Source organism: Rhodanobacter sp. BL-MT-08 (assembly GCF_054161255.1).
The window spans coordinates 806,941-818,670 of sequence record NZ_CP167872.1 but is presented as its reverse complement, the minus strand read 5'-3'; the positions used below and the strand labels follow the sequence as shown (position 1 = coordinate 818,670).

Below are 11,730 nucleotides of genomic sequence, written 5' to 3'. Positions count from 1 at the left end.
CCATGCCGCTGCGCCCGTCCCGCTTTCTGTTTATGCTGACCGCCACATTTGCTGTTTCGGCACTCGGCGGCCTGCCCATCGTCGCCCGTGCCGCGATGCCGCCGGCGATCGACGGTCAGGCGATGCCGTCACTGGCGCCGATGCTGCAGCGGGTGACGCCGGCGGTGGTGAACATCTCCAGCAAAAAGCACGTGCAGGTGCAGAACCCCTACTTCGACGATCCGGTGGTGCGCCAGCTGTTCGGCCTGCCGGGCGGTTCTGCCGAGCGGGTGGAGCAGAGCCTGGGCTCGGGCGTGATCGTGGATGCGGCCAAGGGCTATGTGCTGACCAACAACCACGTGGTCGGCGGCGCCGACGACATCAGCGTGACGCTGCAGGACGGGCGCACGTTCAAGGGCAAGCGCGTGGGCACCGATCCGGATACCGACGTGGCCGTGGTGCAGATTCCGGCCGACCATCTGCAGGCGCTGCCGCTGGCCGATTCCAACCAGCTGCGCGTGGGCGACTATGTGGTGGCGGTGGGCAACCCGTTCGGGCTCGGGCAGACGGTGACGTCGGGCATCGTCTCGGCGCTGGGCCGCTCGGGCCTGGGCAGCAGCAGTTCGGGCGGCACGGGCTTTCAGAATTTCATCCAGACCGACGCCTCGATCAACCCGGGCAACTCCGGCGGCGCGCTGGTCAACCTGCGCGGTGAACTGGTCGGCATCAACACGATGATTTTTTCGCCGTCCGGCGGCAACGTCGGCATCGGCTTTGCGGTGCCCACGGCGATCACCAGCGAGGTGATGGCGCAGCTGCTGGCGCACGGCAAGGTGGAACGCGGCAACCTGGGCCTGCAGACGCAGGCGATCACGCCGCGCATTGCCAAGCTGCTGTCGTTGAAGGACACCAACGGCGTGGTGGTGACCGGCGTCAGTTCGGGCTCGGCCGCCGAGCAGGCCGGCCTGGAGCCCGGCGACGTGCTGACCACGCTGGACGGCAAGCCGCTGCGCACCGTGGAAGATCTGCGCAATACCGAAGGCCTGCTGCCGCTGGGCAGCAGCGTGCGGCTCGGCGTGGTGCGCGACGGCCAGAGCAGCGTGGTCACGGCCACGCTGCGCGCCGAAAAACTCGGCACCGTCGACGGCGGCCAGCTAGATGCGCGGCTCGCCGGCGTCAGCTTTAGCGACCTCACCGACAGCCAGCGCGAGCAGGGCATGTTCGGTGCCGCCGTGAGCTCGGTGCAGCCGGGCAGCCGGGCGGCGCGCGCAGGGCTGACCACCGACGACATCGTGGTCGGCATCGGCAACCAGCGCATTCCCAGCGTGAGCGTGCTGCGCGGCCTGGCCAAGGTGCGCCTGCGTCAGCTGGTGCTGATCGTGGCGCATGCCGACGGCAGCAACCGCTACGTGGTGATCAACTGATTCGACGCCGCGCCGGCGTCGGGCGGCCACGGACGGCCGCCGGACGAATGAAGAACGGAGGGATCGGCGCACTGTCTGAACATAAACTCATGAAAGCGCTTGATGTTTTGCGTTCAGGCCGATGAAATACCTTGTCAGCTCTACACCTATGAGCGCCGGCAAGGCGCCATACTCTCGCCACTTACCCATCGCCACTCACCTAACCGGGGTTCTCCACCACATGTCTCTTCGTCTTGCCCGCCTGCTGTCGGTCACCCTGATCGGGGCCTGCCTAGCCACCTCCGCCTTTGCCGCCAAGACCACGCATACGAAGTCGCATGCCAAAGCCGCCGTCGCCAAAGGCCCGAGCCTGATCTGGCGCGGCGACGTGGCCACGGCGCAGGGCGTCGTCGACGAGGTGGCGCAGGCGTGGGAAAAAGCCGGCCACGGTTCGATCGAGCTGCAGCCGTTCAATACCGCGTCCGGCATCGATGCCGTGGCGAGCGGCACGGCGGATCTCGCCGGCAGCGCGCGCCCCAGCGACGGCAGCGCGCAGAACACCGACCTGACCTTTACCCCGGTGGCCTGGGACGCGCTGGTCATGGTGACCAACCCGGCCAACCCGGTGCACAACCTCACGCTGAAGCAGCTGCACGACATCTATTTCGGCAAGATCACCAACTGGAGCGACGTGGGCGGCAGCAGTGCGCCGATCGATCTGTACGCGGTGGCCAGCCCGGGTGACGGCGTGGAATACAGCCTGCGCACACTGCTGTTCGGCCGCGGCAACCAGCCGGTGGCCGCGCCGCGCCTTTACGTCAACACGCACAAGCTGGAAGAGGGCGTGGGCCTCAATCCAAACGGTCTGGGTGTGGCGACGATGGCGGACGCCGCGTCGAATCCCAAGCTGAAGATGATTCCGATCAACGGCATCGCGCCGACGGCATCCACTGTGGGTAACGGCAGCTACGTGCTGTTCACCCCGCTGTACCTGGTGACCAACCCGCGCAACCCGAAGGCCGCCGATGTCACCGCGTTCATCGACTTTCTGCAGACCGACGCGGCCAAGGCCGCGATGCGTCGCCACGGCGTTGTGCCCTTCAGCGACGGTGCCGCGCTTGCCGCGGTGGATGTAAGCCGTCGCAGCGCGATTCTCGCCGAGACCGGCGGTCACGCCAGCCACATTGCGCCGGTCACCGTGCCGAGCTCGACGCCGGCCGCCAGCGAAGCGTCGCGCGTGGCCGTGGCCTCCGCGGTTTCGGGAACGCTCGTGGCCGGCAAGGGCAAGGAAGTCGCCGCCGCCAGCGACAAGACCCAGATCACCAACGTCAAGGGCAGCGTGGCTGCTGTCGCGGTCACCAGCTTTGCGCACGTCAAGGGTTCGGTGCTGACCTCGAAGAAGAGCAAGGTCGAAAAACACGCCGCCAAGACTGCCGAGGAAGCCGCACCGGCCAAGAGCAGCGCGAAGAAAGAAAGCGTGGCGCAGGCCAAGAGCAGGAAGAGCGCCGGCGAAGCGGGCAAGAGCTACACCGTGACCAAGGGTGACACGCTGTTCTCGATCGCCCGCAAGCATTCGGTCGAGGTGGCGCAGCTGCGCGACTGGAATCATCTGAAGGACAACAACGTGAAGCTCGGCCAGACGCTGCGCGTCGGCAACCGTTGATCGTCCTGCGCTTGCCCTTGTCTCTCTGACTCCAGCGACGTGCGGATACTCGCCCTCACGCTGGATCTCGACGACACGCTGTGGCCGGTGCTGCCCGCACTGGAACGCGCCGACCACGCGGTCGACGCGTGGCTGCAGCAGCATCACCCCGACGTCGCTCGCGCCTGGCCGGTACCGGCGATGCGCGAGCTGCGCAGCAAGGTGGCGCAGGATCGCCCCGACCTGGCGCACGATTTCAGCACGCAGCGCCAGCTCACGCTGGAGCACGCCTTCGCCAGCTGCGGTATCGCCAGTGCGCCGGTCGACGCGCTGTGGGAAATCTATTTCGCCGCACGCAACAGCGTCGAGCTTTATCCAGACAGCCTGGCAGCGCTCGCGCGGCTCAACGCGCGCTGGCCGATCGCTAGCGTGACCAACGGCAATGCGGACCTCGAACGCGTCGGCATCCACATGCACTTCGATCATCACGTCAGCGCGCGCAATACCGGCGCGGCCAAACCCGACCCGCGCATTTTTCTCGCGGCCGCCGAGCGGCTGGGCGTGGCGCCGGAAAACATCCTGCATATCGGCGACGATGCGCAGCTCGACGTGGTCGGCGCGCGCGAGGTCGGCATGCGCACGGCGTGGATGAATCGCGATCGCCGGCCGTGGCCAGCTGGGCTGGGCCGCGCGCCCGACCTGGATTTGCCTGACATGGCGGCGCTGGTGAACTGGCTCGAAACACGGCATCCCGCCGCATAGTCAGCACGGCGCAAAGCGGGCATGATTGGCGGCTGGACTGATGTGGAAACGGCGACGTCCGTTCCAATAACAGATAGAGGAAATCGCATGCCTGCCCTGACCGAACGCAACGCCAGCGCGCGCCACAGCATCGCCCTTGAAACCGTCGACGCCAAACATCTCGCCGCGGCACGCAAACGGCTTACAGCGCCGCAGCGCCGCGCGCTGGACGACAGCGGCTTCGTCGCCAACCCGGGCACGTTTGCCCTGATCAACGATGCCAGCGGCAGGCTGGTGCGCATACTGGCCGGCGTGGTCGCGAGCGATTCCTTCGGCGCGCTGAGCGGGTTGCCGATCACCCTGCCCGAGGCGACGTATCACCTGGCCGATGAAAGCGTGCTGGCCGATCCGCTGCAGGCGGCGCTGGGCTGGGCCTTTGGTGCCTACCAGTTCACCCGCTACCGGCAGGCAAGGCGCACGCCGGCCACACTAGCGGTGGCGGCGGACGATCTGAAAAAACTGCAGCCGCTGATCGACGCCACCGCGCTGGTGCGCGACCTGGTCAACACGCCGACCGAAGACATGGGGCCGCCGCATCTCGCCGCGGCGATCAAGCAGCTCGGCAAGGCGCACAAGGCCAGCGTGCGCGAGTGGGTTGGCGACGAGCTGCTGAAGGCCAACTTCCCCACCCTGCACGCCGCCGGTCGCGCCAGCTACCGCGAGCCGCGGCTGATCGAGCTGTCGTGGGGCAAGGCCTCGCACCCGAAAATCGTGGTGGTCGGCAAGGGCGTGTGCTTCGACACCGGCGGGCTGAACATCAAGACCGGCGACGGCATGCGCTGGATGAAAAAGGACATGGGCGGCGCCGCGCACGCGATCGCGCTGGCCGGCCTGATCATGCAGGCAAAGCTGCCGGTGCGCCTGACCCTGCTGGTATCGGCGGTGGAGAACGCGGTGTCCGGCAATGCGATTCGCCCCGGCGACATCATCACCACGCGCTCGGGCATCACGGTGGAGATCGACAACACCGACGCCGAAGGTCGGCTGGTGCTGTGCGACGCGCTGACCTACGGCGCGGAACAGAAGCCCGACCTGATGCTGAATTTCGCCACGCTCACCGGCGCGGCGCGCGTGGCGCTGGGCCCGGATCTGCCGGCGCTGTTTGCCAACAACGACGCTCTGTCGGCCGACATGATGGCCGCCAGCCGTGCGGTGAACGATCCGGTCTGGCCGATGCCGCTGTGGGCACCGTACCGCAAGCTGCTCGACTCGCACGTGGCCGATCTGGTCAACTCCGCGCCGTCGCGGCACGCCGGCGCGATTACCGCGGCGCTGTATCTGGAGCGCTTCGTCCCCAGCACCATTCCCTGGATGCATCTGGATACCTACGCCTGGAACGACGCCGACCGCCCCGGCCGCCCGCGCGGCGGCGAGGCGATGGGACTGCGCGCGGTGTTCGAGGTGCTGCGGCAGCGCTACCACCCATAGCCCGCTCCCAACGCCGTAAACGGCTCATGCTACCTCGACGCCTTGCCGCCCGAGGCGGCGCGTGCGCAGGCGGAAGGATGGGCGACGCACGCCGCGCTGGCCATGCGCAAACGCCGCTACGGCGAGGCCGCGGATTTCTATCGGCGCATCGTTGCGCTGCGCGTCGACGACGAAAGTCTGGCCGCAGCGAACTTCGGCCTAGCCTCGGCGTACGACAAGCGGGGGATGCCGCGCGAGTCGTGGGCCGCGGCGTCGGCCGCACGCGAACAGCGTCAGCACCTGTGCACCGTTCTTGGCCAGGCCACGATAGCGCGCCTTGACGTGACCGAATTGCCGTTTGATCACGCGGAAGGGGTGTTCGACGACAGCGCGGATCGATGCCTTGATGTGCTCGATCTGTTCGGTCAACTCGCGCAAGGTCTCATCCTCGATCGCCTTGACCTTGCTCCGCTTGGCGGCGATATACCACTGGCGCCCACGCTTGGCCTTGGCGTGGTTCTGCGCGCCGATGTAGCCGGCGTCGCCAAACACGGCCCGCTCCTTGCCGTGTAGCAGATCGCCCACCTGGGTGACATCGCCTACGTTGGCCGCTGTCGTCACCACGCTGTGAACCAGGCCAGTGGCTTCGTCCACACCAATGTGGGCCTTCATGCCGAAGTACCACTGATTCCCTTTCTTGGTCTGGTGCATCTGCGGGTCGCGCGCCTTGTCCCGATTCTTCGTCGACGACGGTGCACCCAGGATCGTCGCATCGACGATCGTGCCCTGCGAGAGCTTCAGCCCTTGATGGTGCAGATGCCGGTTCACCGCTTCGAACAGCGTCTTGGCCAGCCCGTGCTTTTCCAGCAGGTGGCGGAACTTGCACACCGTCGTTTCATCCGGCGCCGGCTCGCGCCCCAGATCGATGCCCACAAACCGCCGCATCGACGCGGAGTCGTACAACGCTTCCTCCACCGCCGGATCGCTCAGCGCGTACCACTGCTGCAGAAAGTGGATGCGCAGCATGCGCTCCAAACCCACGGCCGGTCGGCCGCCGCCATCGGCGCGTGGCTTGGGGTAGAACGGTTCGATCACCGCGCACAGCTGCGACCACGGCACGACCTTGTCCATCTCCGCCAAGAACACATCGCGTCGTGTCGCCTTGCGGTGAGCTTCAAATCCTCCGTCGACTTGTGTCGCCAAGGTCAGCTGATCGGTCATCGTCTACGCTCTCTCGCATCGGGTGCACGCTTCGACAACGAAGCAAAATCAGAGTTTCCCTAAAGGTGGTGAATCCCGGCGCGGCCGTTGAGTATCTGCGCCAGCACATCGGGCGCGTACTCGAACGAGTCGTAGTACAGGCGATCCTCGGGCAGGCCGGCCTGCAGAAACAGCTGGTGGCCGGCCTCGATCATCGGCGGCGGTCCGCTCATGTAGACGTCGTAGCCGGACAGCTGCGGGTGATCGAGCAGCACCACTTCGTGCACGAGGCCGCTGCGCATGCCGCCGGCCTGTTCGGGGTCGGATACCACCGCGTGAAAATGCAGGTTCGGCGCCGCCTTGGTCCAGCGCTCCGCCAGCGCGGGCATGTAGATATCCGCGGCGCTGCGCGCGCCCCAATAGACGTGCATCTGCCGGCGCGTGCCCAGCGCGATGAAGTGCTCGACGATGGCCTTGATCGGCGCAAAGCCGGTGCCGCCGGCCATGAAGATCATCGGCCGCTCGGAATCCTCGCGCGGCACGAAGGTGCCCAGCGGGCCTTCGATACGCAGCACGTCGCCCACCTTGAGGCTTTCATAAACCCACGAGGTAAAGCCGCCGCCGGCGGCCTGGCGCACGTGCAGCTCGATCATGCCGTCCGCCTGCGGGCCGTTGGCGATGGAGAAGGGCCGGTGCTTGCCGTTCTCCAGGATCACGTCCAGATACTGGCCCGGCACCCAGTTGAGCTGGGCCTCGCCCGGCGCCGGCAGCAGGTGCAGGCCCACCGCGTCGCTGGCTAGCTGCCACTTTTCCGCTACCACCACGTCGAGCTGGCGTCGGGCGATTGCCTCGACCGAGGTCACTTCGCGCACGTCCAGCAGCAGGTCACTGGTGGCGGTGGCCTGACACAGCAGCACGGCGTGATGGGCCTTGTCGCTGGCGCTCAGCGCCACCGGCGGGTTGTGCGTGTATTCGCAATCTCCCTGCAGCAGGGTGGCCTTGCAGCTGCCGCAGACGCCCGAGCGGCAGGAGTAAGGCAACGCAATGCCGGCGCGCTGGGCGGCCTCGAGCACGGGCTCATCGGCCGCGATGGAGAACTGGCGACCGGAGGATTTGATGGTGGCAGTGAACACCCGAGTTTTCCTGATGCATTGTCGCGGCGGTGACAGCGGACAACAATGGCGGTTCGACTGGCAGGAATCAACGATGACGACATCTACCACCCCGATCTGGCAACAGAGCACCGACCTCGAGCGCATCAACGCGTGGAACGTCAACACCGCGATGGCGGTGCTGGGCATCCGCTTCACTGCCGTCGGCGACGACTGGCTGCAGGGCACCATGCCGGTGGACCACCGCACGCACCAGCCATTCGGCCTGCTGCACGGCGGCGCCTCGGTGCTGCTGGCCGAAACGCTGGGCAGCAGCGCAGCGATGCTCACGCTGGATCCGGAAAAAGAGCTCTGCGTTGGCCTCGACATCAACGCGAACCATATCCGCGGCGTACGCAGCGGCATCGTCACCGGCACCGCCCGACCCTTTCACCTCGGCCGCACCACCCAGGTGTGGGAGATCCGCATCGAGAACGAGGAAGGCGCGCTGGTCTGCGTGTCGCGGCTGACGATGGCCGTGGTGCCTGCACGCGTGATTGGCGCCACCTCGAAGTGAACCCTCCTGCCGTGAGCACGCTTTGAACCGCGACGCCCCCTACGCCACGCTCACACCGGACTGCGTGCTCGATGCCGTGGCGGCTTGTGACCTGTGGACCGACGGCCGCCTGCTGGCGCTGAACAGCTACGAGAACCGCGTCTGGCAGGTCGGTATCGAGGACAGCTCGCCGGTCATCGCCAAGTTCTACCGGCCCGGGCGCTGGAGCGATGCGGCGATCATCGAGGAACACAGCTTCACCCTCGAACTGGCCGCGGCCGAACTGCCGGTGGTCGCACCGCTGCGCTTCAACGATCGCACGCTGCTGGAGCACGCCGGGTTTCGCTACGCGCTCACCCCGCGTCGCGGCGGCCGTGCGCCCACGCTGGAATCGCCCGATCAACTGCAGTGGCTGGGTCGACTGATCGCGCGCATGCACGTCGTCGGCGCACGTCAGCCGTTCGCCCATCGCGGCACGCTTGATCGCGACACGATGGTGCGGCAGTCGATGCAGGCGGTGCTCGGCTCATCGTTGCTGCCGGCGTCGCTGCAAGGCAACTATCGCGCCGCCGCCGAACGGCTGAATGGCGCGATCGAGCAGCGGCAGTCGGCAATCGGCACGGTGCGCCAGCTGCGCCTGCACGGCGACTGCCACCCGGGCAACGTGCTGTGGACCGACGGCGGCCCGCACTTTGTCGATCTCGACGACGCACGCATGGGCCCGGCCGTGCAGGACTTGTGGATGCTGGCCAGCGAGCCGCGACATATGGAGGCGATGCTCGAAGGCTATCGCCAGTTCCGCGATTTCAACGACGACGAGCTGATGCTTGTGCCGGTGCTGCGCGCGATGCGGCAGATGCATTACGCCGCGTGGATCGCCACGCGCTGGCACGACCCGGCCTTCCCTGCGGCGTTTCCATTCGCGGTCGAATCGCGCTGGTGGGAGCAGCATATTGCCGACCTGCACGAGCTGGCCGATGAATTGACGTAACGATTTTTGCGCGAGCGACTGCCGATGCGTCATGCGTCGATACGCCAAACGTCAAATCTCAACCGCTCTCCCTGAGCGTCGCGCAGCAAAGTCGAAGGGCACGCGCCCTCAGCACGTACAATGCCGTGTCTTGATTTTGGAGTGACGCATGCGCCTGGTTCTTTTTCGCCTGATCGGCATCCTGGAAATCGCCGGCGGCTTTTATGGCGTGGTGGCCGCGCTGCGCCGGCTGCTGCCGCTGGGTTCGACTCACGAAAGCGTCTTCGCGCTGATCGATCTGGCGGTATTCGCGTTCGTGCTGGTGGCCGGCGTGCTGCTGCTGGACAACAGCGAGCGCGGCATCACGTTTTCGCGCTGGGCACAGCTGCTGCAGGTGCCGCTGATCGCGACCTCGGTGTTCACCTATGCGCTATCCAGCGGCGCCTTCGTCAACGTGTTTTCCACCCTGCACCTGCCACCGCATCTGGCGCTGGACTGGCGCTTCGGCACGCAGGGTTTCGTGCTGGCTACCAGCGGCCCCGGCACGTCGCGCGTCGGCATCAACCTGCTGGCGCTGCTGTCGTGGCTGGCGCTGCGGATACGCTGAATTCGGCGGCGCTCGCGCGGCTCAGCCCGCCTGCGCCGCGTGCATGAAAAAATCCCGGTCGCCGAAGTTGCCCGACTTCAGCGCCAGCTGCAGGCCTTCATGGCGACGACCCAGCGCGTAAAGCATGGGCACGCCTGGCGCCAGTTCCGCGCCGATCAGAAAGGCGTCGATACCGAGGCGATCGACCACCGCGCCCGAGGTTTCGCCGCCGGCGACGATCAATCGCGACAAGCCCTGCTCGGCCAGCTGCTGGGCGATCGCCGCCAGCGAGCCTTCGAGCAGCGCACTGACTTTTTCGGCGCCGTAGCGCGCCTGCAGTTCGAATACCTGCGCCGGCGCGGCGCTGCTGGCGACCAGCGCATGGCCGTGCTGCAGCTGTTCGCGCGCCCAGGTCACGGCCGTATCGATCGTTGCGCGGCCGTCCAGCAGCGCCGGCACATCCAGTCGCAGCACGGGCATATGCTCTTCGGCCACGGCGATCTGCGCCAGCGTGGCGGCCGAACAGCTGCCGGCCAGAATCAGCGCGCCGGTAGTGCCCGCCAACGCTGCCGGCATCGGCGTATCGGCGGACCCGGATCGCGCCGATGCCAGCGCGCGCGCCAGACCCAGACCGAGGCCGGAGGCGCCGACGGACAGTGAATCGTCCAGCGCCACGCGGCCAAGTAACTCCAGATCGGATTCAAACACCGCGTCGGCGATCACGCTGCCGCAGCCCTGCTCGCGCAGCCGATCCAGCGCCTCGCGCGTGGCATCCATTCCCTGCGCCATGGCCGACAGCGGCAGCAGGCCGACCGGCCGGCCACTCTGCGCCTGCATCAGGCGCACGAGGCTGGAATCGCGCATCGGCGTGAGCGGATGATCTTTCAACGGACTCTCGTCCAGGCGCTGCGCGCCGACGAAAAGGTGGCCCTGATACACCGTGCGGCCGTTGCGTGGAAACGCCGGGCAGACCAGCGGCATCGCACCGGCGCGCTGCGCCAGCGCGTCGGTCACCGGACCGATATTGCCCTGCGCGGTCGAGTCGAAGGTCGAGCAGATCTTGAACAGCACGTGCCGCGCGCCGCGCTCGCGCAGCCAGGCCTCGGCGGCCAGCGACTGCGCCACCGCGTCCGCAGGTGCGATCGAGCGACTTTTCAGCGCGATCACTACCGCGTCGACATCGGGCAGCGCAATATCCGCTGCCGGAACGCCGATCGTCTGCACCACGCGCAGGCCGTTGCCGGCGAGCGTGCTGGCCAGGTCGGACGCGCCGGTGTAATCGTCGGCGATGGCGCCGAGCAGCAGGTTCATGAGGCCACCTGCGCAGCGCGGCGATACGGAGCAAACCAGCCCAGACCTTCTGCCGTGCCTGCACGCGGCCGGTACTCGGCGCCGACGAAACCGTCGTAGCCCAGCCGGTCGAGCTCACGGAAGAGGTATGGGTAATTGAGCTCCTCGTCGTCAGGTTCATGGCGATCAGGCACGCCGGCAATCTGGATATGGCCGATCAACGGCATCAGCCGCTGCAGCCGGCGGGTGATGTCGCCATGAAGAATCTGCGCGTGATACACGTCGAACTGCAGTTTCAGATTTGGCAGCGCCAGCGACTCGATCAGCATCGCGGCCGCATCGACATCGTTGAGGTAATAGCCCGGCATATCGCGCCCGTTGATCGGCTCCAGCAGAAGCGTGACGCCTTCCGCCGCGAGCTGCGCGGCGCACCAGCGAATCGCTTCGCGGTAGGCGCGATCCGCCTCCACTCCACGCGCAAAGCCGGCCATGAGATGCACCTGTTTTACCCCGAGCGCGCGGATATAGGGCAAGGCGCGATGCAGGCCCGCGCGCATCTCGTCGGCGCGCTCGGGCAGCGCCGCCAGGCCCCGCTCGCCGGCATCCCAGTCGCCCGGCGGCAGATTGAACAACACCGTGCGAACGCCGGCGCGCTGCATACGCTGCGCCAGCACATCGACCGGGTAATCGTACGGAAAAAGAAATTCGACGAACGCGAAGCCCGCTTCGGCTGCTGCATCGATACGATCGAGAAACGGATGCTCGTTGAACATGAAACTGAGGTTGGCGGCGAAGCGAGGCATGG

11 protein-coding genes are annotated in these 11,730 nt (G+C 66.9%); 7 read left to right on the top strand and 4 right to left on the bottom strand.

Annotation, left to right across the window (positions count from 1 at the left end; translation table 11 throughout):
* Positions 1–2: 2 nt before the first annotated feature.
* The 4 genes from ACDK93_RS03275 (at position 3) to ACDK93_RS03260 (ending at position 5,253) form a co-directional block, all read left to right on the top strand.
* Positions 3–1,403, top strand: coding sequence for a Do family serine endopeptidase (locus ACDK93_RS03275; protein ID WP_458071160.1), 1,401 nt, complete (start codon positions 3–5; stop codon positions 1,401–1,403).
* Between the two features lie 220 nt (positions 1,404–1,623).
* Positions 1,624–3,045 carry a LysM peptidoglycan-binding domain-containing protein gene (locus ACDK93_RS03270; protein WP_458071159.1) on the top strand — a complete coding sequence of 474 codons (1,422 nt, stop codon included), beginning with the start codon at positions 1,624–1,626 and terminating at the stop codon, positions 3,043–3,045.
* A 39-nt stretch (positions 3,046–3,084) separates the two neighbouring features.
* Positions 3,085–3,786 (top strand): HAD family hydrolase, encoded by a 702-nt coding sequence (locus ACDK93_RS03265; protein ID WP_458071158.1) that lies wholly within the window; start codon positions 3,085–3,087, stop codon positions 3,784–3,786.
* An 87-nt stretch (positions 3,787–3,873) separates the two neighbouring features.
* Entirely contained in the window at positions 3,874–5,253 is a 1,380-nt protein-coding gene (locus ACDK93_RS03260) for a leucyl aminopeptidase family protein (protein ID WP_458071157.1), read from the top strand.
* Positions 5,254–5,451: 198 nt separating this feature from the next.
* Here the strand turns inward: ACDK93_RS03260 and ACDK93_RS03255 are convergent, their stop codons facing one another.
* Positions 5,452–6,453 carry an IS5 family transposase gene (locus ACDK93_RS03255; protein ID WP_458071156.1) on the bottom strand — a complete coding sequence of 334 codons (1,002 nt, stop codon included), beginning with the start codon at positions 6,451–6,453 and terminating at the stop codon, positions 5,452–5,454.
* 59 nt (positions 6,454–6,512) lie between these two features.
* On the bottom strand, positions 6,513–7,565 hold the full coding sequence (locus tag ACDK93_RS03250; RefSeq protein WP_458071155.1) for a 2Fe-2S iron-sulfur cluster-binding protein: 1,053 nt from the start codon (positions 7,563–7,565) through the stop codon (positions 6,513–6,515).
* A gap of 73 nt (positions 7,566–7,638) precedes the next feature.
* Between ACDK93_RS03250 and ACDK93_RS03245 the strand changes: the two genes are divergently transcribed.
* The 3 genes from ACDK93_RS03245 to ACDK93_RS03235 all read left to right on the top strand — a co-directional run bounded on the left by ACDK93_RS03245 (position 7,639) and on the right by ACDK93_RS03235 (position 9,656).
* On the top strand, positions 7,639–8,100 hold the full coding sequence (locus ACDK93_RS03245; protein ID WP_458071154.1) for a hotdog fold thioesterase: 462 nt from the start codon (positions 7,639–7,641) through the stop codon (positions 8,098–8,100).
* 22 nt (positions 8,101–8,122) lie between these two features.
* A complete protein-coding gene (locus ACDK93_RS03240; protein WP_458071153.1) occupies positions 8,123–9,070 on the top strand; it encodes a serine/threonine protein kinase in 948 nt (315 codons plus the stop codon).
* Positions 9,071–9,218: 148 nt separating this feature from the next.
* Positions 9,219–9,656 carry a hypothetical protein gene (locus ACDK93_RS03235; RefSeq protein WP_458071152.1) on the top strand — a complete coding sequence of 146 codons (438 nt, stop codon included), beginning with the start codon at positions 9,219–9,221 and terminating at the stop codon, positions 9,654–9,656.
* Between the two features lie 21 nt (positions 9,657–9,677).
* Here ACDK93_RS03235 and otnK read toward each other — a convergent pair whose 3' ends face one another.
* Both otnK and otnI read right to left on the bottom strand, forming a co-directional pair.
* Positions 9,678–10,946, bottom strand: a complete 1,269-nt coding sequence (gene otnK / locus ACDK93_RS03230; RefSeq protein ID WP_458071151.1) for a 3-oxo-tetronate kinase — start codon at positions 10,944–10,946, stop codon at positions 9,678–9,680.
* Positions 10,943–11,728: a 2-oxo-tetronate isomerase gene (otnI, locus tag ACDK93_RS03225; protein WP_458071150.1), complete on the bottom strand. Its 786-nt coding sequence runs from the start codon at positions 11,726–11,728 to the stop codon at positions 10,943–10,945. The genes otnK and otnI overlap by 4 nt, the downstream gene beginning before the upstream one ends.
* Positions 11,729–11,730: the final 2 nt, after the last annotated feature.